Source organism: Photobacterium alginatilyticum, from assembly GCF_009910675.1.
GTDB classification, from domain to species: Bacteria; Pseudomonadota; Gammaproteobacteria; order Enterobacterales; family Vibrionaceae; genus Photobacterium; species Photobacterium alginatilyticum.
Map to the genome: position 1 here is coordinate 300,783 of NZ_RSEJ01000003.1, position 26,445 is coordinate 327,227.

Consider the following 26,445-nt stretch of genomic DNA (forward strand, 5'->3'; position numbering starts at 1 on the left):
ACCAATAAGTGATGAATAATTGGTTGTTTTGGTTAATGGGGTGGTGGATGGACAGGAAAGACAAGCAGATATTGGCGGAGCTACAGGGTGACGTACGGAAAACTACGGCAGAAATTGCAGATGCCGTCGGGTTGTCTGTTTCTCCCTGCGCCCGACGGATCAAACTGCTTGAATCTGAGGGGGTGATAGCAGGCTATCAGGTCAAGCTTAACCGGCAGAAGCTGGGTTTGATGATGACATTCTTCGTCAATGTGAGTTTAAGCAATCACCGTGACCAGGCTATCAGCGAGTTTGAAGATGCCGTTGAATGCATGCCTGAAGTGATCAGCTGCCATGTGATTTCCGGCCAATATGACTATTTGTTAGAAGTGGTGAGCAAAGATCTACAGCACTATGAAGCCTTTATGCGTAAGCTCCAGACTCTTAATATGGTCAAAGATATCAATACCAACCTTGCGATCCGCCCTGTGAAACAGGGAACACCGTTGCCGGTGACGTAGCAGAAAGTGTCTGCTCACTCTCAATAGGCTCATATACAGTTTCGTTATTGTCTGATTATTAGGCTATATATTCCTATAAATCAGATAGATGGAAAATTGTTTGCTGAATAGTGTTTATTTACGGTACGTCGTGCGTACAGTTGGTACGCAAATGCTGTGCTACAGAGTGTGGTAGAGAAGCTGCTGCTATTGAGGTTAATGTTGGTTATGTGCGAAAAATGCAATGCTGCAATGATTCGAGTTCACCGCAATTGGTGGCAAAGGTTGGTTTATGCGTCAATCTGGAAGTGCTCTAACTGTGAACATGTTATTAAGCTATGACGGATCAAAAGAGAATACGTTGGCAATAAAGAAGCCCACCACAATATGTGATGGGCTTACTGTTACTCGTTGCTAATTTCTTACTGATTACAGCGCTGCTTCTAAGATAGCTCGGCTGTCAGCAATGGCAATGTTTCCGTGCTCGCCCAGTGCTTTCATGCCATGTTTTTCAAGGCCGGCGACTAGGGTATCAATTGCTGATGCGTCTAGGTCAACATCTGAAAGACGTGTTGGCACTTCCATTTGCTTAAAGAAAGTAATGGTTTGGGCAATAGTGGCATCGATACGCTCATCAACAGAGCCTTCGGTAATACCAAAGATACGTTCGCCGTATTGAAGCAATTTTGCTTCTTTATCAGCACGGCGCTCTTGCATGACGGCTGGTAGCACGATGCTCAGCGTACGGGCATGATCGATACCGTAGTTGCCAGTAAGTTCATGTCCAATCATGTGGGTGGCCCAGTCTTGAGGAACACCGACACCGATCAGGCCGTTAAGCGCCTGAGTTGCCGACCACATAACATTGGAACGTACATCCATATCATCTGGAGTTGCCAGTGCTTTAGGGCCTTCTTCAATAAGGGTAAGTAATAGACCCTCGGCAAAACGATCCTGGACTTTGGCGTTTGCAGGGAAGGTCAGGTATTGCTCCATAACGTGAACGAAGGCATCTACAACACCGTTAGCAACCTGGCGAGGTGACAGGCTCAAGGTTGTTTTCGGATCCAGTACAGCAAAAATAGGCTGAACAAGAGGAGACATAAATGCCAGTTTGTCTTTACCGCGAGAGACAACAGCACCCATGTTATTTTCAGATCCTGTTGCCGGTAGGGTTAGTACACAGGCCAGTGGCACGGCTGCTTTTACCGCTTCATTTGCTGCCAGAATGTTCCATGGGTCCTCGCCTTCGTAGCTAGCTGCTGCAGCAATGAACTTTGTACCGTCGATAACAGAACCACCACCAACGGCCAGCAGGTAGTCATAACCTTCTGCTTTGATCATATCGACAGCTTTCATCAAGGTGTCGTATTGCGGGTTTGGTTCGATACCTGCAAACTCTCCCCATTGGTGGTCAGCCAGTGCTGCTTCTACTTGCGCGTAGACACCGTTGCTTTTGATTGAGCCACCACCATAGGTAACCAGAACTTTCTTATCTTTCGGAATATCATTGGTGATGGCAGCGATCTGGCCTTCACCAAAATGAATGCGGGTAGGGTTTTGATAAGTGAATTTGTTCATCATTGTTCTCCGGTGAGAGTCATTATCAGCCTTAGCACGGCGTTAAATTGATAGGGTATAGTCTAGGAGAGTTCAGGAAACTGTTTAATACACGATTCTCTCTAATGCTTGCCTAATTCTACTTTATTCTGAGAGGTGCTTGCATTCGTGTCTGTAACGGCGATGATGACTCTATCGGAGGTAGACATGAACAATACAGTCAGCTTAGCGACATCTCTATGTGAACAATACGGATTGGATAAGCAGATAGGGCGGGTCGATACCTGCTTACCGGGTATCAGGTTATTCAGAATTAATAAATATCATAAAGTGACGCCGCAAATGTACCAGCAGGGTGTGGTGATTATTTTTCAGGGCAACAAGGTCGGTCATTTAAATGATTACCGTTTTGAATACGATACGGAGCATTGTCTAATTGTAGCAACGCCTTATCCTATCGCCTGTGAGACCTTCGCGTCGGAAGACTCGCCGCTAATCGGTATTGATATAGAGTTTAATCTTACCGTTATCCAACAACTTGTTGAGCTTATAGAGCAACACGGCGGGTCAGAACTATTAAGAGTCGATCCTAATGGGCGTGGTGTTGCGGCAGCCCGCATCACGCCCGACATAACCAGTTGTATGTCTCGTCTGCTGAAGGCTTTACATAGCCCCCTCGATTCGACGGTGCTAGGGCCACAGATTTTAAGGGAGTTCTTTTATCTGCTCTTGCAGGGTGAGCAGGGCTATCTACTTGCCCAATACTGTAAGCAAGATAGCGCTCTATCCAGAGTGTCTAAAGTTATCAATCATGTGCAGGTTCATTATGAGCAAAAACTGGCTATCGATGAACTTGCTGATATGGCAGGGATGAGCGTGTCTGCATTTCACCGTGCCTTTAAGCAGGTTGTGACGGACCCACCTTTGCAATACATCAAAAAAATTCGCTTAAACAAAGCAAGAACCCTGATGGTACAAGACAGAATGCCTGCCAATGTCGCGGCTGTAAAAGTCGGTTATGAAAGTGCCACCCAGTTCAGCCGCGAATTCAAACGTTACTTTGGCCTGCCGCCAAGCAAGGCAGCCGATATCGGTTTTGTGCAATAGGCGTCGCTACTATTAATCCATTGTGTCTTGATTGGCTTTATCTGCTTCATTGGCGATCTCATGGCCAGCTCGGCGGCAGAGCTGGCAGGTGGTTATGGTGTTATCAGATATCCAGTACAAGTTTGTCGGCAACAGCGCGGGAAACGCAAGGGCACATTAAGTGTTGCTCGTTTCTTTCATCGGCTGAAAGTGCTGAGTCGCGATGGTCGGGACGCCCTTGGATGACTTTGACAGCACAGGACTTACAGTTTCCCGCCTTGCAACCATGTGGAATATTTACCCCTTCAGTCTGAATGGCATCCAGGATAGTCTGATCTGCCCTCACTTCAATCGATACACCAGACCGCGCTAACTCAACGTGGACTGGTTTTGCATCGCTAGGATTTTCGGCGCTAAAGCGCTCGAAGCGGAGTCGGTCTTCGTTGATACCAATCTCTTGGGCTGTAGCCAGTACTTCGTCAATAAGCCGGCTAGGGCCACACACGTAGAAAATGGCATTTTCAGGTGCAGACTTTAGAATCGCCAGAATATTGAGATGTTCACCGGCAGCCGAGCTGTAGAGAGTTATCTGCTGTTCAAACTCTTTTTGCAGGCGGTCTCTGTAGGGCATATCAGCGAAACTACGACCGGCGTAATGGAGCTGCATCGATACTCCACGGGTTACAAGTGCCTGTGCCATCGCCTTTATCGGCGTGATCCCGATACCGCCTGCGATCAACACCGCCGAGCGGTTATCTTGATGAAGCTTAAAGTAATTGGCTGGTAGTGGTGTACGAATTGTTGTGCCGAGCTGATAGCTATTATGTACGGCTTTGGAGCCTCCGGTTCCATCGTCTTCTCTTAGAACGGCTATTTCATAGGCATCCCGGCGGGCAGGGTTGGAGGCGATAGAATAATGCCGTGTTTCGACATTACCCGATTCCAACATGATGGGTATTTCAAGGTGGGCACCTGCTTCAATTACTGGTAATTCATTGCCATTTGGCGCGCGCAGTTCAAAGGCGCGTACACGGGGGGTGAGCTGGCGAATACCGCTGACGACCAGTTCCAGTTCGCCGTTACCCAGTACATTCGGCATGGATTTCACCATCGAGCTGGCCGCTTCTTTTAACTGCCGGTTTTCATCAAGCAGTGGGGCAAGCAAATTGTCAATGTCTGCCTCTGTATAGCGTGGGGTGATATGCTGCGGGCAGTTCCAGTCGAAGGCTTCGACGGTAATGATAAAACCACGCTCGATCCGGGCACGGTAATGCTCATTTTCGAGTAGGGCAAGCAAGTCGTGCTCATCCTGTCCGATCACTCGGACCCGGCCGAACATTTTCAGGCGCGTGCGATTTGGGTAATCCATAAAAAACAGTGAGACGCGATCATCGTTGATGAAGTTGCCCGTACTGATATATTGTCGATTACCTGAATAGTCGGCGAAGCCAATGGTCCGGGCATCCAGCACTTTCATAAACCCTGTCGGTCCACCTCTGTGCTGTACGTATGGCCAGCCAGTTTCCCCCACACTGGCCATGTAAAAGCTATCGCGGGAATGGATAAAAGTGGCTTCCCGTTCGCTAAGAAGGTGATTGTGATCCGGGCCTTGATCCATCGCTGAATAGCCATCTCGGCTACCATTTGCCGTTTGAATGTCTCGTACATTACGGGTAAATGCGATTTCTGCAAATTTATGTCCCATGGTTCTATCCTCGCTAGATTTGCTTCCGGAGTTGAATTGCGCCGCTACATTGGCGAGTAGCGGCGAGAGTGGGATTAGGATGCTTGACGGAGTGAGACTTTTGGAAAGTCGATATCGACCCGGCTGGCTTTGCCCAGAATATTGGTCAGTATGTTCATGCCGACATGGGTGATAATTTCCACAATATCGGACTCGCTGTAACCGGCATTTCGCACTGCCTGCAGTTCGGCCGTGGTGACCTCACCATTGTGCTCGGCCAGCGCCTTGGCAAATTTTACGGCTGCTGCCGCTTTTGCATCTTGGCTGGAACCAGCACGATTAGCTTCGATCTCTGCGCTATTGAGTCCTGCTTTCAGACCAATAGCCGAGTGGGCCGAAACACAATACTGACATTCGTTTTGTTGGGCGATGGCAAGTGCAATTCGTTCACGGGTTAGTGCGTCCAGGCTGCCTTCTCCGGCAATTCCGTGTAAGCCGAGAAAGGCACGCAGCGCGGCGGGTGAGTTGGCGAAAACTTTCAGAAAGTTGGGTACCATCCCGAGTTGCTTCTGGATGGCGTCTAATAGCTCAATTTGTTCATTGCTGGCATGGTTGCGTTCGATAGTGGTAATACGATTCATCATTATTTCCTCATGTTGGAAGATGCTTGTTGTGTTTACCTTGCTGTGTTGCGCCAGATGCAGGTAGGCATCGGATGAGATAACTATGGTTGATTTCGTTAAATTAAAGAATATCCTTTATAGGCAATTGATTATTTCATTTAGTGGAATTATGTATGGATCGCTTTCATCAGATGCAGGTGTTTCAGGCTGTCGCCGAGGAAGAAGGGTTTGCCGCGGCAGCCCGGCGGCTGCAAATGTCCCCGCCAGCGGTTACTCGTACCGTAGCTGCCCTGGAAGATCGGCTTGGCGTTAAACTGCTGAACCGAACTACACGTTACGTCCGTACTACTGAGGCGGGGGAGCGTTATCTGGAAGATGCTCGGCGCTTATTGGCTGAGGTTGAAGCGGCTGATGAAGCCGCGGCCGGAATAAATGCAGAGCCAAGAGGGCACCTAGCGGTAACGGCACCAGTCCTGTTTGGCAGAATGTTTGTCATGCCGGGTATTGTGGAATACCTTCAGCGTTATCCGGAGATGAAAGTGGATGCCACATTCCTTGATCGGGTTGTCAGCCTGGTTGAGGAAGGACTGGATGTTGGGGTTCGCATTGGTGAACTGCCAGATTCAAATATGCGTGCGCTGAGAGTCGGAACTGTTCGTATGGTGGTGGTGGCATCACCAGCCTATCTTGAACGGTATGGTGAACCGGCAATTCCGAGTGAACTACAACATCATGCTGTTATAGCCTCCAGTGCGGGTAATTTTTCGATAGGCTGGCGATTTACATCTCCAAGAGGAGAGCTGTCGATCAGGCTACAACCGCGTCTTACCGTTACAACCAATGATGCCGCGATAGAAGCTGCCGTGCAAGGATTGGGGATCACCCGTGTTCTGTCCTATCAGGTGGCAAGCCATATAGCTGACGGAAGCCTGAAAGTATTGCTTTCTGAGCATGAATTGAAGCCGCGCCCTGTACATATAGTGCACAGGGAAGGGCTCTATGCTTCCGTTAAAGTGAGAGCCTTTATTGATCTGCTGGCGCAGCGGTTAAGAAGTGATGCGGCATTGAATGAACCTGAGAGGTGAGAATACCTATGTATTATTAGGGATATCAGCAAATTTGACAGGTTGCTCTAAGTCATTTCTGTTCCAAAATTAGTTCAACTCACTAAATGGTCATCTCTCAGTTCAATCTCTTTACTTACATTTTCTAATATCAGATTAACCTCTCAATCACCATCGGGTTGATTATCCTCGGCACTGTCAGGAAACCTCTAAAAATCAACTCAGAGACCGGGTGATGCCCTGACGAGAAAGCTATGTTGGGGACGTCAGGTAGCGCAAAGGCTGATAGGTGATAGCTAGGTCAGTCTAGTGTGACCAACCTAACGACTTAGGGTTTGAAGATGGGGGGTGATCTAGTTGAAATGCTGTCAATTTATGTGTATCTTATGGTTATACCTGGTGACTAGGAGTATCTCCAGTCATTATGCTAGGTCCCTACAGGCTATAATTAATGTTGCCCTTACGTCATTTACTGTCTAACAAGTTAGTAAATGACGTAAGAATGTAACCTCTATCTTACGCTTACGCTCCCACTCCCACGCTCATTCCACTTCACTATTTTTGTTTCTGGTAAGTCTCTTCATAGTAGAGTGAGTTATACACTACCTCCCTATCACTACTAATCGCTAGCGAAATCGGATTTATCTCGGTAAACTATTGAAATAGGTTTCATTATATGAGCGGAAATTAATTGGAAGCTAATCAAAAAAGACCATTGATAGATATTTTTATATCGACGTTTCACGATAAAATGTCATTCAATGAGTTTCTGACACTCAATGTTAGCAATGAATTCAAGCGTATCCAACTGAACAAGAGGGAAGTGTATGCGCCATCACCAAAACTGAAGACAATCCACCGTTTTATCAATAAAACTATTTTAGAGTATGCAGATTATAATACTGAAGTTGTTTTTTCGTACCGAAAAGGTATTAGTACACGAGAAGCCATTGAGAAGCACTCTGCTAGCAACTACTTTTTTCAAACTGACATTTCAAATTTTTACAATAATGTCAGATTGGAAAACATTTATACATCTCTAAGAAAGCAACTAAATAACACCCCCGTTTTAGATATTGAAAACTACATTGATAATATCGTAAATCTTGTTGTTGTTGATGAACAATTGCCCACAGGCTTTTCTACATCTCCATTACTCAGTAATATTTGCTTGTTGGATTTCGACAACGCACTATTGAAATACTGTAAAGATAACTTCTTGATTTATACTAGATACTCAGATGATATAATAATCTCTGGCTCTGATGATGGATTTGCGGTCGAAATTGAAAGTATAGTATCTAATTACCTAAATAACTTTGTTAATGAAAAAATAAAGATCAATAGTGCAAAGACAAAGTTTCACAAGAGAGGACATGACTTTAAACTACTTGGTTTTTCAATTCTGCCAAATGGAATTGTTACAATACCAAGTTCAGATAAAAAGGAAGTTGAATCTTTAATTTATTTCTATTTGACCGATAATGAAAAGTTTGAAGACCTATTCAAGAAAATATCAGTAAATAAGAAGTTAGAAAATACTGAAGGAAAGCCTATACGAGACTTAGCTATATCATCATTATCTGGAAAGTTGATTTCGTTTAATTCTATGGATAAAGATTATATTTCAAAGTTAAGAAAAAAGTATGGTAACACCATAATTGATATGTTCATTCGAAAAGCGGTTAAGTAAAATTGAAAATCAAAATCACAGTTCAAGATGTTCAACATATAAAAAAGCAAGAAGTGACGTTTGATTTATCTAAGAATGGCATTACTTGTATTGCTGGTAAAAATGGAGTAGGAAAAACAACCTTAATCCGAGCAATTAGAAATTTACCTATAAATAGTACATTTCAAGAGACTGCAGCTCCTTATATTTTTAGTAAAAGTAGCTCAATATCCTACGCTATAGAGGGTATGGAAGAGATAGTTTTTAATTACAATCGGTTTATAAAAGCAATTGATACTAGGCAATCTATACCAGAAGCTATAAAAGAAATAATCAATGTTGAGTTGCCTATACCCCACGGAGAGAGATTTAAGCATTTCAAAAGTTTATCTGATAAGGATGAAGAAATTAGGGCTCATATTGCAAATACTAACTACAGCACTCCCTATGAACTCATCAGCTTGCTTAATGATATTTATGGGGAAGATCGGTTTCAATCCTTAAAAGAAATAAGCCTAAATAAGTTTATATACTATGTCATACTAAGAGATGAGGATGAAAGGTTTTATATTAGAGAAGACTATTTTAGTTCCGGGGAATACTTTGTTGTCAATCTATATAAGCAGATTAAGCAAGGGAAAAAGCTTATTGTTATCGATGAAATAGATATTTCATTAGATGCAATGGCACAAGTTAATCTCGTTAATTCCTTGAGGAAGCTATGTAGAGAGTACAATACTAATATCATTTTTACTACGCATTCATTGGCTCTGATGAAAACGTTAGAGAAAGGTGAAATATTCTATATGGAGTCTTCAAAAGATAGTCATGAAATAATAACTCTCCCTAAGTCATATAATTACATAAAAAGTGTAATGTATGGATTTACTGGATTCGACAAATACATATTAACCGAAGATGAGTGTCTGAAGAACTATATGCAATATTTGATAAGGAAGTCAGGAGTTGACACTTATTTCCAGTATGAAATTATATACATAGGTGGAGCTACGCAAGTAGTAGACTTGATGAAAAGAAATACTGAATCTAAATTTTTCTCAACTGAAGAAAATATAGTAGCAGTATTAGATGGCGATCAAGAGGGTAAAGGCTATCTAAAAGATGTGGGAAATATCATTTTTTTGCCATTTATCAATATTGAAATGGAAGTTTACAAACAATATGTAGACGGAAAAATTGTCATTGATGGTTTAAGGGAGATAAAAAATAAAAAGGAAACCGACAGAGCAAAAAATTTATATAGTCAGCTAACTAAATTTAGGCATGGTTCACCCCCTTTGATGTCAGAGCCCGATATTTACGCTCTCCTCGAAAAAACAAACCCAGAAGGGGTTTCTAAATTCCAAGAACAACTTATTGGTTTTCTGAGCTGATAGCATCCAACTTTAGATTTACGAATTGAACCAGCCAGCTATTTACTAGCTGGTTCAAATACGGTTACTGACTCACCTCAAGTACCAACTCCACCACATTCGAACTAACTTCTTTCAATCGACTCGAAGCCAGATGAGTATATCTGGTACTTGTTTTCGGTGATTGGTACTTTCCAGGCTTGAATTGGGGGCCAAGCGATTATGAGTAAAAAACTTCATGCAACTTTTTCGCACCAGCTTCTAAAGAACTTTCCAGCGTTTGTTGAGTCTTTTTGATTTCTCCATACTTGAGCTAATAGGTCTTTTGCTAAATTAGCAATACTATTGACATAGTTCTGTCCAGAGAAGTGTTACAGCTGAAATGCGTAACACCATCATTAACCATATCCGCTATTAGAAGAAATGCTAACAAGGCCAAGCATTTGGCTAGTTATGATTAACTATTCACTTAACTAACCATCTGTTTTATATTCACATACGCCATTAGGCATCAACTAAGTGGACATTAAGATAACCGACGGGATACTGACTTTTGCCGCTATAGAGAGCCGCTGGACATTGAGGCGATACTCGCGCTAAGAGCTGGCTAGCTTGTACCAATTTGCGAAAACGGACACGTAAGATCTTTATTATAATTCGATAATTGCTGATTACTAATGTGCATTGGGAGCTATGGAGGGAATCATGGCAGATAAACAGTATCTAATTCAGGTGATGACACCGGAGCAGCTAGACTTTGCCATTGACTGGGCTGCCCAGGAAGGATGGAACCCTGGCCTGCATGATGCGGATTCGTTCCGAAGTGCAGATCCGAATGGCTTTCTCGTCGGTTTGCTAGACGGAGAGCCGATAGCTTCGATATCCGTTGTGAAATACGGTGACTCGTTTGGCTTTCTTGGCTTTTACATCGTAAAGCCTGAATATCGCGGCCAAGGCTACGGGCTGCAGATATGGAAAGCGGGACTTGATTATCTGGACGGGCGAAATATCGGGCTTGATGGCGTTGAAGATCAGCAAGGTAACTACAAAAAATCTGGTTTTAAATTGGCATACGGTAATATTCGGTATGAAGGGCAGGGTGGAGGAAATGCGCCAACGGCCGAAGGGCTGGTCGATCTTACAGATCTCTCGTTTGAGAGTATTTACGCCTACGATCAATCGTTTTTTCCTGCAGAGCGAACGGAATTTCTAAAGCATTGGATAAACCAGGAAGGATCCTACGCCATTGGGGTTGAGCGTGAGGGGCAATTAGCAGGCTACGGCGTGATCCGTCCGTGTCGCTCCGGTTATAAGGTTGGCCCGCTTCTGGCCGAGAATGCAGAATTGGCGGAGGAGCTGTTTCTTGCTCTTAAGGCCAAGACAAAATCATCTGATCTGGTTTATCTTGATGTACCGGAAGTCAATGATAGCGCTGTTGCACTTGCCGAAAAATATGCGATGACACCGGTATTCAAAACGGCTCGTATGTATACCAAGGAATTTCCAGACCTACCACTGGATCGTACCTTTGGGGTGACGACATTTGAGCTTGGCTGAGTATATGGCCAGTGAATAAAGGCAAACACTGTATGTTTGCCTTTTCTCTCAGGAAAATAGCTAACTATTGATTTGCGTGAATATTGGCTACTGGTTTTGTGTCTTGGGGCTGCCCACAATTCCAGCCATAATAAAGTCTGTAGTGATATTAATCAGGTGTTCGCTAGGTTGAGCTGTCATCCAGTCTTTCTCTGCCCAAATCATGTTAACGGAGCCCTGTAGGCTTGTATAAAAACCAATGTATACATCTCTAAATGAACGCTTTGTAATTAAGCTTCTGTTCATCGCTTCATGTAATATCGGGCCAAACCAGTCTTCATAGCGTTTATTCAAGGAATCCATCACTTCAAACCATGAAGGGTCAATGCGTTCTTTAAATGCTGCGCAGTGAACATATTCCACAACATACCGATACTGCTTATGACTTCGATGGTACTGGAGGGCGCCCTGAATGATGGAGCGCATGTAGTCTAATAGATCATCATCAGTGATTTCGTAGTCGTTCGTTAAATGGTTGAACAATCCATGCTCGAATTGCATCGTGAGCCGAAAGAGTATCTCGTCTTTGCTGGAGAAATGCTTATAAATTGTTCCTTTGCCAATGTCTGCAGCGTGAGCAATCTTTGCGATCGTCACTGACTCCCAGTCTGGCTGAGAGAACAGCTCTAGGGCAACATCCAGGATATCACGTTCACGCTGCTCAAATTGACGCATTTTACGGTCTGATAAAGCCATAATTTTCCAATAAAAACACATTCCCTGCTCATTATGACTAACAGTCATAAAAAAACCAAATTGAAAATACCAAGTATTTCTTGAGTTTTGTGACCGCTGGTCATATCATTCGGCTCATGAATTTGTGACCGGTGGTCATAATATGACTGATGGTTTTGTTGTTGGGTGGTAAAAGGTGCCCGAGTGAGTTTCAGATGCTATGGATAGCCATTGAAGTTTTGAGCTTGTTTTACTGCTTGCTGTTGTTAGTGGGTTGATTTTTAGTGTTTGTATTGAGGGTGATATGAGAAGTGAATATAGAGCCGCAGCTGTGGCCTTGCTAACGACTTCGCTGTTAAGCGGTTGTTATTCAGCAGAAAGTTCGACTAGTTTGGCTCCCGTAGTTAGGCCTGTGAAGTTGTTGACTATTAAAAACACAAATTTGGAGCAGTCTCGAATGTTCCCGGCAAACATTGCTGCCCATCAACAGGCTGAGCTGGCATTCAGAATTAATGGTCAGTTGGTATCTCTTAGTTTGAATGAGGGGCAGCGGGTCAAGAAAGGGCAGTTGCTTGCGCAATTGGATGCGCGAGATGCTAAAAACACATTGCTTAACGCAGAGTCAAACTATGAGCTTGCAGATCTTGACTACAAGCGTAAGCGGGAACTACTGAAAAGAAAGCTGATATCTAAGTCGGAATTTGATATTGCAAGTGCCTCTTTTAAGGCATCAAAAGCGTCATTGCAATCGGCGAAAGATTATTTGCAGTATACCCAAATAGAAGCGCCGTTTTCAGGTGTCATCGCACAAGTGTCATTGGATAACCATCAGATGATACAGGCAGGCCAAACAGTGCTTACGCTGCAGTCCGAAAAACAACTGGATGTTACTATTCAGATGCCTGAGTCCATGTTGATTGATATGAACGATAACCAATGGCAGAGCAGTCACCAGCCTAAAGTCAGGTTCAACGGAAGTGCAGCTACCTATCCGGTTACCTATAAAGAACATGCCAGTAAAATCAGTCCAGGAACACAGGCATACCAGGTGACATTTACCTTAAGCCAGCCTGCAGAACTGAACGTTTTGCCTGGGATGAGCGCCGAGCTGCTGCTCAACTCTTCTGAATCTTCCAATGTTATTGCGGTTATACCGGTCGCTGCTGTGGTCAGTGATGACGATAGCGGTGAGACACTTGTCTGGTCTTATGACACTGAACTCGAAAAGCTTGAACGCCGCTTGGTGACACTAGGTCGAGTAAAGAGGGATGGGGTCGAAATTCTGTCTGGCCTAAAACATGGCGACAAGGTTGTTATCGCAGGCAGTAGTCAACTCACTGAAAACTCGGAAGTGAAACCTCTTCGTTGGCAGAGAGGTGTGTAATGAACATTGCTCAATACAGCATAAAAAACAAAGTTATCAGCTGGATGTTTATCCTGCTGATGCTGATTGGTGGCAGCATTTCGTTTACCGGGTTAGGGCAATTAGAGTTTCCGGAATTCACGATTAAGCAGGCTTTGATAATAACGGCCTATCCTGGGGCATCACCTGAACAGGTGGAAGAAGAAGTCACCTTGCCGTTGGAAGATGCACTGCAGCAAATGTCTCAGATCAAGCATGTGACATCGACCAATAGTGCCGGGCTGTCTCAGATTGAGGTAGAAATGCAGGATAAGTATGATTCGACTGTTCTGCCTCAGGTGTGGGATGAAATGCGAAAAAAGGTCAACGACACGACCGGACAACTTCCGACCGGTGTGGAAGCACCAATAATTATCGATGATTTTTCAGATGTTTTCGGGATACTGATCAACATCACCGGTAATGACTACAGCTATCGGGAGCTTGAGAACTATGCGGACTTTTTGCGTCGTGAGTTAGTACTGGTGGATGGTGTCAAAAAGGTGTCTGTTATTGGGGCACCGCAAGAGCAGGTTGTCGTCGAACTAAGCCAGCAAAAACTGACTGCGCTTGGGTTAGATCAAGCTGTCATTTACAGTCAAATCCAGAATATGAACGTCGTCTCCAATGCCGGTAAAATCTTCGGGGAAAATAATCGTATTCGTATTCACCCAACGGGGGAGTTTGCCAGTGTCAGTGAGATGAAGCTGCTCCTGATCAGCCCGCCAGGCAGTTCCGATTTGGTGTATTTGGGCGATATAGCCGATGTGTACAAAACATTGTCAGAAACGCCTTCGGTGATTTATCACAATAACGGCAATAAGGCATTGTCCTTGGGTGTTTCTTTCCGTTCAGGGATAAATGTCGTTGATGTGTCTGCAAGTCTTCGTGCCAAAATAGCAGAGCTTGAAACAGAGCAGCCTGTCGGAATTGAGCTAAACACCATTTATGATCAGGGTGCCGTGGTTGAGGAGTCTGTTTCCGGGTTTATCATCAACCTTGTTGAGTCTGTTGCTATCGTGATCGTTGTGCTGCTGATCTTCATGGGGGTGAAATCCGGCCTGCTTATCGGGACAGTATTGCTTCTGACGATACTAGGCACCTTCATTGTCATGTACATCTTCGGAATTCAGCTTCAGTTAATCTCATTAGGTGCATTGATTATTGCGCTGGGGATGTTGGTCGATAACGCAATCGTCGTCACTGAGGGGATCCTGATTGGCCTCCAAAAAGGCCAAAGTCGCTATGAAGCGGCAGGGCAAGTTGTAAAACAGTCGCAATGGCCGCTGCTCGGAGCAACAGTTATTGCCATTCTTGCTTTTGCACCGATTGGGCTGTCTGAAGATATGACGGGGGAGTTTTGTCGGACGCTTTTCTGGGTGCTGCTTATTTCTTTGCTTATAAGCTGGATCACGGCAGTCACGATAACTCCATTTTTGTGTAATGTTCTGTTCAAAGATGGCAGTGTGGCTGAAGGTGATGACCAGGAACTGTATCAAGGTTGGTTCTTCTCTTTCTTCAAGGCGATTTTGTCTTTTGCGCTTCGATTTAGAGTGCTCACTATCACCACTGTGGTGGCAATGCTAGTGGCTGCTGTAGTCGGTCTTGGGCATGTGAAGAATGTATTTTTCCCACCATCGAATACGCCGATATTTTTTGCCGATGTCTGGTTGCCGGAAGGAACGGATATCATCAGCACAGAGAAGTTTATTAGCCAGATTGAAAATGAGTTACTGCAGTATCAGGCTGAAAACGGTGTGGGATTAAAGAATGTGACAGCTGTGATTGGTCAGGGAGCACAGCGCTTTGTATTGCCATATACGCCAGAGAAAGCTTATGAAGCCTATGCCCAGCTGATAATAGAAATGGATGATTTGGAGTCGTTACAAGCCGGTTCGATAAAACTGGCAGATTACCTCAGCGAAACTTACCCTGAAGCGCAGTTTGGTATTAAGTTACTGGAAAATGGCCCAAACCCTCCGGCCAAGATTGAAGCTATGTTTTATGGCGATGATCCTGAGGTTTTGCGCCAGCTAGCGGCGAAAACAGAAGCGATAATGCATCAAGAGCCTAGCATTGAGAATATTCGTCATAGCTGGAGAAATCAGTCTCTCATTGTTCGCCCCCAGTTTAACCTGGCTAACGCAACGGAACTTGGCATCAGTAAAAGTGATTTGGACAATGCATTACTGGTTAACTTTAGTGGTAAGCCTGTCGGCATTTATCGTGAAAAAAGCCATTTGTTGCCCATTGTAGCCAGGGCACCGGAAAGTGAACGTCTTGATGCAGATAGTTTATATAAACTCCAGGTCTGGAGTAATAAGACTGGAATGTTTGTGCCTGTAACTCAAGTGGTCGACGACTTTGTTACCTCTTGGGAAAATCCGATTATTATGCGCCGTGACCGGAAGCGTATATTGACCGTGATGGCGAACCCGTCACTAAAAGCGGGTATGACAACAGATGAAGTGCTGAACCTCATTAAAAGCGACGTTGAAGCGATTCCACTACCGCCAGGTTATGAGCTTGAGTGGGGTGGAGAATATAAAACATCCAATGAAGCTCAGGGTAATGTTTTACAATCCTTGCCGGTGGGGTATTTGGCCATGTTTTTGATAACAGTGCTGCTATTTAACTCCGTTCGTCAGCCACTGGTTATCTGGTTCACGGTTCCACTATCGCTGATAGGAATTTCGTTTGGCTTACTGGTATTGGACGCGCCGCTAAGCTTTATGGCGATGTTGGGCATGCTCAGTCTGAGCGGTATGGTGATTAAGAATGGTATTGTGCTGGTTGACCAGATCAATGCTGATCTGGCTGGTGGCAAATTGCCGTTTGATGCAGTATTTGACTCAACAGTAAGCCGTGTCAGGCCGGTATGTATGGCTGCAATCACCACTGTGCTGGGGATGATCCCTTTATTGTTTGATGCCTTCTTTGTTTCGATGGCGGTAACCATTATCTTTGGTTTGTTGTTTGCGACTGTTTTTACATTAGTCATATTACCCGTCATTTATACGCTTATGTTTCGTATTCCGATAAAACAACCCAAAGAAGAGCAATTGTTAACTACTCAAACTGCATAACACGATCAGGTGAAGTTATTACCTCACCTGACCTTATCTATAACTGGTAGGGAAACACATTCATGCAATATGAAAATAAGATAAGCCCAAGTTATATAGTGGGTTATATTAAAAGCCTCATCGCAGAGTTTGCCGTATTTTGCTTTACAGTAATGGTCTCTATTATCTTCGGATATTATATTTTGCCTGAATTGTTTGATTTCTTAATGTCGTTGCACAATTAATCAACCCAGGGGGCTTTGGGTTGTACATAATGACTGGCCAAGTCTTGTTGTGAGGTAGTCCTCAGTGTTCCCTGAAAACTGCTACCTTAAAATAAACCCGCCTGTGTGAGGTGGGTTTATTCTTGTCTTCAAGTGCTAGGAGGTGAAGGTATGAAAGTGGTTTGCCGGAAACGATGGATGTGTCTTAAGACATTACTGGCAACTGTCTTGCTTTGGGGCGGAATGTCACAGGCGTTTGCTGATACAACTGATGCGCGTTGCGACATCCATTTGCCTGGCTCGGACAAGCCTTCGGCACAGTACCTTTGTGTCTTTTCTCAGCGTCAGGGCTATATCACTATTGAGCGTGATGATGGCGTTTACTATGATTTTACGCCTGTTGGAGACACTCCCGGGAATTATAAAGACAGCAGGGGGTATCCGGTGTACAGACAGTCAGGGCTAGGGCAGAAAGGGCTGATTTTTAAGCTGCAGGAAGAATCGGTTTATGTCTATTGGGACACTTCTGAATTAGAGTAAAGCCGCCGCTAGGCAAAGGGCCTGCGACGGCTTTTTCGGTAGTGATTTCTCGTTTACTCTATCTGTCCTCGTATTTCGCCTGGAGGATTTGCCGGGGTATGGACATTGATATAGTGTCCGCCACTGAGAAGCGTCTCGGCAGTGTCGTCATCAAGTTCAGTGTCCTCTGGCGTCGACCAGACGGTAACATCATCGGCATCCTGAACCAGGCCTACGACGACATCACCGTTCTCACCAATTGGCCCCTCGTGAACGTGGGCGGCTTCAGCATCATCTACGCCGGAAGTCACAACGTTAACCTGAAGGTTGTTGGTCTCGCTATTGAAGGTAGCGTAACCCGTACCGAAGGCCTCAGTTTCTACCGGTGGGACTTCCTGAGAACCGTCCAGTGGGAAGATGAACAAGGTGAAGTCTGACGTCAGTATCTGCCCGCGAATTTCTCCAGGAGGATTAGCCGGCGTATGGACGTTGACATAGTGTCCGCCGCTGAGCAGTAGCTCAATGATATCGCTGCCTAATGTCGTTCCATCAGGGGTTGTCCATTTACCCGGATCGTCAGGATCTTGCTCAAGTGCGACCACGATATCACCGTTTTGGCCTGCAAACCCTTCGTGCAAGTGGGCGGCAACAGCGTCTTCAGCTCCCGTTGTTATCACCTTGAGATCGACTTCTTCGGTTGCACTGTTGAAGGTAAGGTAACCATCACCGCTGGCTTCGGATTCGACCGGAGGCACTTCTTGGCCACCATCTAGTGAGAAGGTAATGAGGGTGAAATCGTTACTGAGGATCTGGCCGCGAATTTCTCCTGGTGGGTTTGCAGGAGTGTGAACGTTGACATAATGTCCGCCGCTAACCAGGCGTTGAAGTGTCTCATCATCCAATATCGACTCGTCAGGGGTTGTCCATACGCCAGGTGAGTCACCCTGAACAAGCGCTATGACAACATCGCCATTTTCACCGACAAAGCCTTCGTGAACATGTGCCGCCGTGGCATCTTCGGCATTTTCGGTGACGACAGTTAATTCAACCTCGTTGGTATCGGTATTTACAGTGGCATAGCCTGTACCCGATGCTTCGGAATCAACAGGAGGTACCTCTTGTGAACCGTCGAGGCTGAAGGTGACAATAACGATGATATTGCTATCGACTATCTGGCCCCTGACTTCTCCAGAAGGATTATCGAGAGTGTGAACATTGATATACCACTGGCCGGCTAATAGGTCGTCAGATTGCTCCTGGGTGATCTCAGTCGCTTCGACGGACATTGTACCGTCGCCGTTATCGATAAATTCAAACGCAACGGGACCGTTTTCGCCAATACCGCCTTGATGAATATGAGCAGCCTGTACGTCTTCTACCATACTGATATCGAGTTCAGCGCTGAGAGTGTAGGTTTGTTCGGGATCCGGTTCAGGCTCAGGATCGGGTGGAGTACCATCATCCTTATCTTTATGGCTGTAGGCAGAGTCGTCGTTATAGTTTGTTTTATTGTCGTCTTGTGTGTCGTTATCACCATAGTGTTTGTTTTTGTCACCATCGAGGTCCAGGTCAAGATCCAGGTCCAAATCAAGGTCAAGGTCTAAATCGAGATCATGATCTTTTCCATCACCGCCATCATCGCCGCTGCTTATTAATAAAGTCACTGTGGCTGTTGCCTGTGACTCCGTAATAACAGGCGGGACTTCCTGATCGCCAGAAAGGGCTACATCGAATGTAAGCTCTTCTTCCTGACAACCAAGTAGAGAAAATAAAGCCAACATGCCTGCTAGGCAGAGTCTTTTACTCATGGGTTGCTCCTATACGGTATTAATACCAACAGGAGTGTAGCCAGAGAGAGGATTCTCAGTTTTGATTCTTGGTCTTAGTGGTGAGGCGAAGATCTTGAAGGCGAGGAGTTTTCTAAAAGTCGAGTGAAAAGACAGATGGTTACCATTTGGGCGAGGGGCTATATTTTTTCATTATAAATTTGGATTAAATAGCCAGTAACACTGCAATAACTCATTATGGCGATGTATTGGTGTTTATTTGTGGCATATTTCAGTTGAATACAGCAAGAAGATAAAAGCCCCCGGGTTGGAGGCTTTTCAATGATTACTTTTTAGATTTCGCATTGTCCAGAATTTCTTTGATGCGTTTGTTCGATACACGCTTGGCCATAATTAAACTCCTTTTCAAAGATTACAAACATTTATGAAACATCAATAAATAACCTGAGATTTGGTGTGACGGTGTCACCTGTCGGTTCCAACTTCGGGGAGGATATACTCCCTAGATCCGAATGTTCCCAAAGGCTTAGATTCAATATACCGAAATGACAGGGGATCGGAATCCTTAATGTTGTCACTTAAGCTTATATGAAACTTGTCAAGTAACATGGTTGTACGAGAGATTATATGCAATCAGGTGATTTTAAGTCTGATTGTTATTGCATTGGTGTCTTAATGCAGCTGTAAGGCCTTTTTGTTGTTCATTTTATAGAGCTTCATACTTATTGCAAAAGTGTGACTCAGGTATAACTTTTAGGATTGGCTTTCACATGACATCCAGAATTCTCCCTCTTTATCGGCGCTCTGCCTTTTACCACTAAAACGCTCACAGGGTATACCTTGTCCTCATGATTGACCGAGAAAAGCGTATTCTAAACAATAGTATTATCAATATGAGCATAGGAATATCCGCTGAGAGGGTGAGGTCCATCGCATGACAGGAAAAAACAACTATAAATACTGGGTATATCATATGAGTAATGTTGCATGTGTTTTGTTGTATCTATATCTTGAACTCACTTTATAAATCAGTGGTATAGCTAGGTGAAAAGAAAGCGGATATGGACATCCAACATATAAAAGCGGTGAGCAGGGCAGAGACACTTTTTTACCCGTTGTCAGTATTGATGAACGCTGAACGAGATGACAAATGTAGTGTTGCCTTTGGCTCCGATTCCTTTGTTTGCTGGTCTCAATTTAAAGCTGACGTAGAAGCGTTAACCCAGGCTTTAGTGACGAGCCCGCAAGAAAAATGGGCTCTTTGTTTTGATGATAGTTACCATTTTGCTGTTGCCTTTATAGCAGCAGCTTATGCCAAAAAGCACATAATCTTACCGGGCAATCACCAGGAAGACGCATTGGCTGAGTTGGCCACTCATTTTGATGTGTTGCTTCATGACAGGTTCGAACTGTGTAAGTTCATTGGTCAGCATGTGTTGATGCCTTCGATACTTGACGCTGACGCTACCCATAACCCTGAGTTGGCCTTAAGCTCAAAGGCAGAATCAATAAACGATGGTTTAGATCATTCCTCTTCTCCCACCACTTTCCCATTTCTTTCTGAATTACCCTTGGACAAGGTCGCCATTACCTTGTTTACCTCCGGCTCGAGCGGACAGCCAAAAGCAGTTACCAAAACGCTTGAGTGTGTGAATGCCGAGATCGTAGAGCTTGAGAAAACCTGGGGCGAACTGATCAGCAACTCAAGAGTGGTTAGCACGGTTTCTCACCAGCATATTTATGGCTTGCTTTTTCGTGTTCTGTGGCCGCTTTGTGCCGGACGTCCATTTGGACGGGAGGACTTGAATTATCCGGAGCAGGTCATGGTACAGGCGACCGCGAATACGGTTTTGATCACCAGTCCAGCTTTGCTTAAGCGCCTGTTTGATGAACAAACCACCCGACCTTATCGCGCCGTATTCTCTTCCGGCGGGCCACTGAGTGAAGCGGCTGCCAGGCAAAGTCATGCTTTGTTCAGTCAGCTTCCAATTGAAGTCTTTGGCAGTACGGAGACCGGCGGTATGGCGTATCGCCAACAGCATCAGGCGAGCACGTCATGGACTGTCTTTGATGTCATTGACGTGGCACTTAACGCCGATGGTTGCCTGCGTGTCTGCTCACCTTTTATCGATCCGGATAATTGGTATCAGACTAGTGATCAGTGCCAGCTGATGGGTGAGCGCCACTTTGCCCTAAATGGCCGCTCGGATCGGGTTGTAAAGGTGGAAGAGAAGCGGATCTCCCTGACTGAAGTAGAGCACCGCCTGTGTCAGTTAAGCTGGGTTGAAGAAGCGGCTGTGTTGACTGTCGATGATTCCAGACGTGTGGTGCTTGCCGCCGTGATTACGCTGACGTCTGAAGGGCAGCAGCATATTCAGGCCATAGGCAAAGGGAAGTTCTGGCTCGACGTGCGACAACAGTTACGACGTTGGCTTGAACCTGTCGGGATCCCCCGCCGTTTTCGGGAGGTCGCAGAGATCCCGCTCAATAGTCAGGGTAAACGTCTGGTCCGGGATCTGGAACAGTTTTTCAACTAACACAAGAGCACAGTCACAGTGAATAAACGCAAGCCAACCGTTATCGATACCCAGCTTACGAACAACAGTGCCCTTCTTAGGCTCAAGGTGGATGCCGATATCGTTGATTTTCAAGGCCACTTTCCTTCCTACCCGTTATTGCCCGGTGTCACCCAGATTGACTGGGCGATCTACTACGGTAAAACCCTGCTGAAGACACCTGCCGAATTTGGGGGGATGGAAGCCATTAAGTTTCAGGAGCCAATTGAGCCAGACACTACTGTTGAGCTGTCGCTGAACTGGCACGCGGAAAAAGGGAAGTTGCAGTTCAGTTTTTATTCTGTCAGCGACAGAGCTGAAGAGCGTGTAACTCACTCTTCGGGAAAAATTAGACTGGAAGCAGCGCAATAGCCGTTTTGTTGTATTAGTTGTAAGGAAGATGATGATGGGCACCATTCCAACGCAGAGCCCGGTATTGGATGCAGAAATAACTCTGGTGACGTCTTTTAACGACGCTGATCCGATGGGGATTGTCTACCACGGTAACTACTTTCGTTTCTTTGAGGAAGCGCGCCGGGTGTTAATGGACAAGCTTGAGTATGGCTACCGCGAGATGAAGGCATCCGGCTATACGTGGCCGGTGATCGATGCACAGATCAAGTACATCAGGGCGATCCCTTTTAATCACGAAATCCGCGTGATAGCAACTTTGGTGGAGTGGGAGAACCGACTGCGGGTTAACTATGTGATCCAAGATGCCGAGACAGGCGAGCGGATGAGCCGGGCACATACCGTGCAGGTGGCCGTTGGCATAGATGACGATGAAATGCGACTGGCTTCACCCCGCGTGTTCACCGACAAGGTCGAGGCGTTGAGCGCCCACGTTTAATGATTCATTGATAGCCTTGAATACAAGCGCCGTCGATATAAAAAGCGAAGGATAGCAATGACTACGAAAATAGCGACATACACTTCTACACCGGTTTATATTCACGGGTGCGGATTTAACTCAGCGTTGGGTGACAATCATCAGGATATTCACCAGCGGCTTCGGGATGGCTCATATCCCCAATTGCAGCCGGTCTCCGATTTGCTTAATAGCGGGTCAGATACCGTGATCGGAAAAGTGGCTGGTGAACTTCCCGAGATCCCCGAAAATCTTCAAATCTATAATGCTTATAATAATAGGTTGGCACTGTCTGCCTTGTTGCAAATTGCCGATTCGATCCAGCAGGCAATTAATAAATACGGCCGTGATCGCGTTGCCGTTATTGCCGGTACCAGCACTTCGGGAACGTCTGACAGCGAAATCGCGCTAACAGAGAACTTAGAGTCCGGCCAACTGCCGGAGCACTTTGATTACAGTGTGCATGAAGCGAATAACCTCGGTGAGTTTATCGCGGCCTATTTTGACCTGAGCGGGCCGGTATATACGATTTCGACAGCGTGCTCATCGAGCGGACGGGTGTTTATCTCTGCCAAGCGGCTGCTCAAGGCCGGCATGGTGGATGCAGTGATAGTCGGTGGCTGTGACTCATTGTGCCAATTCACGCTAAACGGATTCAGCGGTCTGGAGGCCATGTCCGATACATTCTGCAACCCGTTCAGTGAAAACCGCAAGGGAATAAACCTTGGTGAGGCGGCGGCGTTTATGCTGTTGTCACTGGCGACAGAAGACTCCGAGCACACAAAAAACGTCCCGCCGATTGCGTTGCTGGGAGCCGGAGACAGCTCCGATGCTCACCATATTTCAGCCCCGCACCCGGAAGGTAACGGTGCCGAGGAAGCAATGCGCAAGGCGCTCGATGATGCAGGCCTGCAGCCTGAGAGTATTGGCTACATCAATGCCCATGGAACATCGACGCCGCTCAATGATGCCATGGAATCCAAGGCGATTAACCGTGTATTCGGCGCCAATACCCCCGTCAGCTCGACTAAACCGCTTACCGGGCATACGTTGGGGGCGGCGAGTGCGGTAGAAGCCGCCATTTGCTGGCACGTTCTTCGCTATCAGTTGCCATTGCCGTTTCAGGTGAATGATGGCCAGATAGATCCATCATTGGCACCGGTGGCATTGGTTAAACCTGGAACACCGTTGGTTGAACCTGCGCTGCTGAGCAACTCGTTTGCCTTCGGCGGAAACAATATCAGTTTAATCTTCGGGTATGCCCATGGCTGAATATCCTCACTTGCATCAGTTGCTGCCACATGAATCGTCGATGGTACTGGTTGACGAGCTGGTGGATGTTGGCGACAACCATGTTCATTGCAGGGTGATCGTAGGCGAGCAGAATCTGTTTTTTGATACCGAGAGCCGGGCTATTCCCGGCTATGTCGGGGTCGAGCTGATGGCACAGACTGTTGCCGGTTGGTCGGGCTACCATGCGGCAAACCGGGGAGAAGCATCCCCTGTGGGTTTTCTGCTTGGTTGTCGTCGCTATCAGGCCGAATGCAGTGCTTTTGAAGAAAACCAGGCACTGGATATCTACGCCGAGCAAGTGATGGAAAATAACGGTATGGCTGTGTTTGCCTGCCGCATAGAACATCAGGGGAACTTGCTCGCCAGCAGTCAGTTGAACCTATTTATACCGTCAAAGAAAAAGTTGGAACAAACGATAAAAAAGGACCCTATATGATTCGTCAGGTGCTAGTGACAGGCGCAAGTAAAGGAATTGGACGCGCTATTGCCATCCAGCTTGCAAAAGATGGTTTTACAATCGTCGTCCATTATATGGGCGATCACGCCGGGGCTGAATTAACCCTGACCGAGATCCGGCATCTCGGCGGGGAAGGACGGTTGATCCAGTTTGATATCCGTGACCGACAGCAATGTCGTGACGTCATTGAGGCTGATATCGCCGAACATGGTGCTTACTATGGGGTTGTCAGCAATGCCGGTATATCGCGCGATACGGCGTTCCCGGCAATGAACGAAGATGATTGGGACGGCGTGGTGCATACCAATCTGGATGGCTTTTACAACGTCCTTCACCCCTGTGTAATGCCTATGATTAAGCTGCGCAAGGGAGGACGGATTGTCACCTTGGCGTCAGTTTCCGGCATTATGGGAACCCGTGGCCAGACGAACTACAGTGCGGCCAAGGCCGGGGTGATAGGAGCATCCAAATCGCTAGCACTGGAATTGGCGAAACGCAAAATCACCGTTAACTGTGTGGCGCCGGGGCTCATTGATACCGGCATGGTGGAAGAGCATGTCAAAGAGCAGTCTCTGCCCATTATTCCGATGCGCCGCATGGGCGAACCGGAGGAAGTCGCGGGGCTGGTGGGCTACCTGATGTCAGACGTTGCTGCTTATGTCACCCGCCAGGTGATATCGGTAAATGGTGGATTGATATAGCGGCTGGTTGAGTTCTGGCACGGGATAGACAGTAAACCACTTTTTGGGCACGTTTTTTTCGATTTAGAGGTTTATCCCGCCCACTATATTCCTTAAACTTGCATTTAATCTGATTGTATTGTGAGTCGATGGAGCTTGTCGGCTCGTAATCGATCTATCTAACACGCAAGACGTAGGTCTGAGGGATAACAAATGACAAAAGCTAGAATTGGTATTGTAACGGTCAGCGACCGTGCAAGTGCTGGTGTGTACGATGATATTTCGGGCAAGGCAATTATCGAAACTTTGAATGACTATCTTGTGTCGGAGTGGGAGCCTGTCTACGAAGTGATCCCTGATGAGCAGGATGTTATCGAAGCAACGCTGATCAAAATGGCCGATGAACTAGACTGTAGTCTGATCGTGACAACGGGCGGTACTGGCCCTGCCAAGCGAGATGTTACTCCTGAGGCAACAGAGGCTGTTTGTGATCGCATGATGCCGGGCTTTGGTGAGCTGATGCGTGCCGAGTCGTTGAAGTTTGTACCGACTGCAATTTTGTCACGTCAGACGGCAGGTCTTCGTGCTGACAGCCTGATTGTTAACCTACCAGGTAAACCTAAATCTATTCGTGAATGTCTGGATGCCGTTTTCCCTGCTATACCTTACTGTATCGATTTGATGGAAGGACCTTACCTTGAGTGTAACGAAGAGGTGATGAAACCTTTCCGTCCTAAAAAGAAATAATCGTAACTGATATGCTGGTAGCCGCTTCGGTTGCCAGCGTTACTCGGAGGGATGTCGTGAAGGTTAAAGCACTTATCGTCGCCATGAGCTTACTGACAATGCCAGCGCATGCTAGTTGGGAGAAGATAAAAGAAACAGCCTCGGATATAGGCAGTAAAGTCAGCGAGAGCTCAAAAAAAGCCTGGGATAGCGTGTCGGAGTTTTCGAAAGAGACTTGGGATTCGGTATCAAGTTGGGGTGAGGAGGCGTTTAATACTGCCGGTGAGTGGACCGATGCTTCTATCGAGAAGGGCAAAGAGTGGCTGGAAGCTGGCGAAGCTAAGCTCGATGAGATGCTGGAACCTGAAACCCCCGAAGAAGCACGATTGGCTCTGGATACAATGTCAGATACCGCGCTGGTGCGATTGTTCAATGAGCACCCCTCAGCCAAACTTTTGTTTGATAACGCCTATGGCTATGCCGTTTTTGATTCGCGCAAGTTCTCTTTGATGCTTCATACCAGTCAAGGTGCAGGTGTTGCCGTTAACCGTAAAACCGAGCAGCGTACCTACATGAAAATGTTTGGGGCAGGACTGGCGGCTGGGATTGGCGGTAAGTTTTATCAGCAGGTTATTTTGTTTGAAGATCAGAAAACCTTCGACGGTTTTGTCGATGATGGTTGGGAAGCGACATCCGAAATGGGTGCTGTCGCTGGTACCGAGAGCGCCGAACTAACAGCCAAGTACAATGGTGGAATGGCGATCTATCAGATTGATGAAAAGGGACTGTTGCTCGATGCCAATATCTCTGGTTCTAAATACTGGATAGATACAGATTTGACGCCTAAATAAAGACTATACCCAAGCTACCTCAAGATGCTCGTTTCAGCGAGAATTACTTGGCTTGTAGGCTAGGCACCGATTTGAAAATCTAGTGGCTCTAAATTAATGATCGGTAACAACGCATAGAAGCCAAGTAAACTCGCCCTTTGGGAGTGAGCCAGCAAACCCATTTCTGTGTCAAATAACGTTGAAAGGGAAAAGCCATTCCTACCGTC

22 protein-coding genes are annotated in these 26,445 nt (G+C 46.0%); 17 read left to right on the plus strand and 5 right to left on the minus strand.

The features are described from left to right. Positions 1-47 precede the first annotated feature (47 nt). Positions 48-500: an Lrp/AsnC family transcriptional regulator gene (locus EIZ48_RS05090; RefSeq protein ID WP_160648990.1), complete on the plus strand. Its 453-nt coding sequence runs from the start codon at positions 48-50 to the stop codon at positions 498-500. Between the two features lie 408 nt (positions 501-908). Here the strand turns inward: EIZ48_RS05090 and EIZ48_RS05095 are convergent, their stop codons facing one another. After that, complete coding sequence (locus EIZ48_RS05095) at positions 909-2,060, minus strand: iron-containing alcohol dehydrogenase (RefSeq protein ID WP_160649025.1); 1,152 nt, start codon at positions 2,058-2,060, stop codon at positions 909-911. Between the two features lie 186 nt (positions 2,061-2,246). Between EIZ48_RS05095 and EIZ48_RS05100 the strand changes: the two genes are divergently transcribed. Continuing rightward, positions 2,247-3,146 (plus strand): AraC family transcriptional regulator, encoded by a 900-nt coding sequence (locus EIZ48_RS05100; protein WP_160648991.1) that lies wholly within the window; start codon positions 2,247-2,249, stop codon positions 3,144-3,146. A 103-nt stretch (positions 3,147-3,249) separates the two neighbouring features. On the opposite strand, the gene EIZ48_RS05105 is transcribed toward EIZ48_RS05100, so the two are convergent. Both EIZ48_RS05105 and EIZ48_RS05110 read right to left on the minus strand, forming a co-directional pair. Then, on the minus strand, positions 3,250-4,830 hold the full coding sequence (locus EIZ48_RS05105) for a 2Fe-2S iron-sulfur cluster-binding protein (RefSeq protein WP_160648992.1): 1,581 nt from the start codon (positions 4,828-4,830) through the stop codon (positions 3,250-3,252). A gap of 74 nt (positions 4,831-4,904) precedes the next feature. After that, entirely contained in the window at positions 4,905-5,453 is a 549-nt protein-coding gene (locus EIZ48_RS05110; RefSeq protein WP_205298573.1) for a carboxymuconolactone decarboxylase family protein, read from the minus strand. Between the two features lie 152 nt (positions 5,454-5,605). Between EIZ48_RS05110 and EIZ48_RS05115 the strand changes: the two genes are divergently transcribed. The 4 genes from EIZ48_RS05115 (at position 5,606) to EIZ48_RS05130 (ending at position 11,098) form a co-directional block, all read left to right on the plus strand. Continuing rightward, complete coding sequence (locus tag EIZ48_RS05115; protein ID WP_160648993.1) at positions 5,606-6,517, plus strand: LysR family transcriptional regulator; 912 nt, start codon at positions 5,606-5,608, stop codon at positions 6,515-6,517. A 670-nt stretch (positions 6,518-7,187) separates the two neighbouring features. Then, on the plus strand, positions 7,188-8,189 hold the full coding sequence (locus EIZ48_RS05120; protein ID WP_160648994.1) for a reverse transcriptase family protein: 1,002 nt from the start codon (positions 7,188-7,190) through the stop codon (positions 8,187-8,189). 2 nt (positions 8,190-8,191) lie between these two features. Then, entirely contained in the window at positions 8,192-9,562 is a 1,371-nt protein-coding gene (locus EIZ48_RS05125) for an AAA family ATPase (RefSeq protein ID WP_160648995.1), read from the plus strand. Between the two features lie 684 nt (positions 9,563-10,246). After that, a complete protein-coding gene (locus EIZ48_RS05130) occupies positions 10,247-11,098 on the plus strand; it encodes a GNAT family N-acetyltransferase (RefSeq protein WP_160648996.1) in 852 nt (283 codons plus the stop codon). 87 nt (positions 11,099-11,185) lie between these two features. Here the strand turns inward: EIZ48_RS05130 and EIZ48_RS05135 are convergent, their stop codons facing one another. Beyond that, complete coding sequence (locus tag EIZ48_RS05135; RefSeq protein ID WP_160648997.1) at positions 11,186-11,881, minus strand: TetR/AcrR family transcriptional regulator; 696 nt, start codon at positions 11,879-11,881, stop codon at positions 11,186-11,188. 388 nt (positions 11,882-12,269) lie between these two features. On the opposite strand from EIZ48_RS05135, the gene EIZ48_RS05140 reads away from it, so the two are divergent. The 3 genes from EIZ48_RS05140 (at position 12,270) to EIZ48_RS05150 (ending at position 17,043) form a co-directional block, all read left to right on the plus strand. Further along, complete coding sequence (locus EIZ48_RS05140; RefSeq protein ID WP_240152872.1) at positions 12,270-13,196, plus strand: efflux RND transporter periplasmic adaptor subunit; 927 nt, start codon at positions 12,270-12,272, stop codon at positions 13,194-13,196. Further along, the gene (locus tag EIZ48_RS05145) at positions 13,196-16,300 is read left to right on the plus strand and encodes an efflux RND transporter permease subunit (RefSeq protein ID WP_160648999.1); all 3,105 of its coding nucleotides are present in this window, start codon (positions 13,196-13,198) and stop codon (positions 16,298-16,300) included. Before EIZ48_RS05140 ends, EIZ48_RS05145 begins: the two co-directional genes overlap by 1 nt. 401 nt (positions 16,301-16,701) lie before the next feature. Continuing rightward, positions 16,702-17,043: a hypothetical protein gene (locus tag EIZ48_RS05150; RefSeq protein WP_192928459.1), complete on the plus strand. Its 342-nt coding sequence runs from the start codon at positions 16,702-16,704 to the stop codon at positions 17,041-17,043. A gap of 53 nt (positions 17,044-17,096) precedes the next feature. Here the strand turns inward: EIZ48_RS05150 and EIZ48_RS05155 are convergent, their stop codons facing one another. Beyond that, a complete protein-coding gene (locus EIZ48_RS05155; RefSeq protein ID WP_240152873.1) occupies positions 17,097-18,830 on the minus strand; it encodes a CHRD domain-containing protein in 1,734 nt (577 codons plus the stop codon). A gap of 1,040 nt (positions 18,831-19,870) precedes the next feature. Between EIZ48_RS05155 and EIZ48_RS05160 the strand changes: the two genes are divergently transcribed. The 8 genes from EIZ48_RS05160 (at position 19,871) to EIZ48_RS05195 (ending at position 26,239) form a co-directional block, all read left to right on the plus strand. Continuing rightward, positions 19,871-21,346 (plus strand): AMP-binding protein, encoded by a 1,476-nt coding sequence (locus tag EIZ48_RS05160; protein WP_160649001.1) that lies wholly within the window; start codon positions 19,871-19,873, stop codon positions 21,344-21,346. A gap of 18 nt (positions 21,347-21,364) precedes the next feature. Further along, positions 21,365-21,736, plus strand: coding sequence for an ApeI family dehydratase (locus EIZ48_RS05165; RefSeq protein WP_160649002.1), 372 nt, complete (start codon positions 21,365-21,367; stop codon positions 21,734-21,736). Positions 21,737-21,770: 34 nt separating this feature from the next. Then, positions 21,771-22,214, plus strand: coding sequence for an acyl-CoA thioesterase (locus EIZ48_RS05170; RefSeq protein ID WP_160649028.1), 444 nt, complete (start codon positions 21,771-21,773; stop codon positions 22,212-22,214). A 57-nt stretch (positions 22,215-22,271) separates the two neighbouring features. Next, positions 22,272-23,504: a beta-ketoacyl-[acyl-carrier-protein] synthase family protein gene (locus EIZ48_RS05175; RefSeq protein WP_160649003.1), complete on the plus strand. Its 1,233-nt coding sequence runs from the start codon at positions 22,272-22,274 to the stop codon at positions 23,502-23,504. Continuing rightward, entirely contained in the window at positions 23,497-23,961 is a 465-nt protein-coding gene (locus EIZ48_RS05180) for a hotdog family protein (RefSeq protein ID WP_160649004.1), read from the plus strand. Before EIZ48_RS05175 ends, EIZ48_RS05180 begins: the two co-directional genes overlap by 8 nt. Then, the gene (locus tag EIZ48_RS05185; RefSeq protein WP_160649005.1) at positions 23,958-24,683 is read left to right on the plus strand and encodes a 3-ketoacyl-ACP reductase FabG2; all 726 of its coding nucleotides are present in this window, start codon (positions 23,958-23,960) and stop codon (positions 24,681-24,683) included. The genes EIZ48_RS05180 and EIZ48_RS05185 overlap by 4 nt, the downstream gene beginning before the upstream one ends. A gap of 192 nt (positions 24,684-24,875) precedes the next feature. Further along, positions 24,876-25,409: a molybdopterin adenylyltransferase gene (mog, locus tag EIZ48_RS05190; RefSeq protein WP_075765793.1), complete on the plus strand. Its 534-nt coding sequence runs from the start codon at positions 24,876-24,878 to the stop codon at positions 25,407-25,409. Between the two features lie 11 nt (positions 25,410-25,420). Beyond that, the gene (locus EIZ48_RS05195; RefSeq protein WP_192928460.1) at positions 25,421-26,239 is read left to right on the plus strand and encodes a lipid-binding SYLF domain-containing protein; all 819 of its coding nucleotides are present in this window, start codon (positions 25,421-25,423) and stop codon (positions 26,237-26,239) included. The last annotated feature ends 206 nt before the right edge of the window (positions 26,240-26,445 follow it).